The sequence below is a fragment of the Megasphaera sp. AF13-6AC genome, from assembly GCF_027685385.1.
Classification (GTDB): Bacteria; Bacillota; Negativicutes; order Veillonellales; family Megasphaeraceae; genus Megasphaera; species Megasphaera micronuciformis.
This window is the reverse complement of the sequence record NZ_JAQCUN010000256.1, coordinates 1-998: the sequence shown is the minus strand read 5'-3', so window position 1 is coordinate 998 and position 998 is coordinate 1. Positions and strand designations below refer to the sequence as shown.

The window sequence follows — 998 nt, the reverse complement described above, 5'->3', positions numbered from 1 at the left end:
GGCTTTCGATCCGTTAAAAACCGGAATAAACGGCTAATCCAAAAGATAAGGCGTTCTTTGGTAAGCGTTCTGAGAAACTCCGACAAGGGCAACCCTCCTTTCGTTTATCCCCTCTACTCATATAAGGCAAAAAACAGGTCGATTTTATTCACGAGAACATAAGGAGTTTAAAAAGAGAACTCATATATATACTTCTTCAAATATTTCTTAAATCCTTCTTTTTTTGTATAAAAAATAACAAATGAGGACTAAACATTTCTTATAGAGTATCATGACAGCCCTTTATTAACGTTAAGCATAAGCCGCCGTTAATGATATAAATTCATCATGCTTAAATGTTACAAAACTATCACAAACAAAGAGAAAACCACGCAAAAGAGACAATAAAATGATAAAAATCGAATGTAAAACTTTCAGATGTAACGAAAATTAAATTTAAAAATAATGATTCCGTAAAAAGAATAATGACTTTTTTATATTGATATAAGAATCCTATGAACTTTTAGTTGTATTCACTCATATATATATAATATTATATAAATTGCTATAAATATCAAAACCAAAATTAGAGAATTATTACCAGAGGTAGTTATATGAACAAGATTTTTAAGATTGTTTGGAGTAAGTCACGGCAATGTTATATTGTCGTATCCGAGTATGCGAAGAATACGAGCGGTAAGAAGGCGGTAGCCACAGCCTTGGTGGCCTTTTCCGTATTGGCGGGAACTGGTGCCGTACAGGCGGTATGGCCTGACGGGGCACAAGTTGGACAGAGTAATTTCCAAATAGGCCGTGGGGCTAAGGCCGGGATTGGCAGTGGTTCACAAAACTCACAGGCTATCGGTGTAGATGCGAGGGCCTACCAATCTAAGGATGTGGCCTTGGGGTCCGATGCTGTTGCGAAGGGACTCCCTATTAGCAATAACAAGGCTCATCCGGCGACGGCTCTCGGTGCACATAGCAATGCTGAGGGTGACAGTACCTTGGCCGTCGGCTTC

At 38.7% G+C, this 998-nt stretch carries 1 protein-coding gene; it reads left to right on the top strand.

Annotated features, from left to right (window positions below):
- Positions 1-593 precede the first annotated feature (593 nt).
- On the top strand, positions 594-998 hold a 405-nt coding region (locus PGX78_RS08660; protein ID WP_270446554.1), incomplete at its 3' end, for an ESPR domain-containing protein.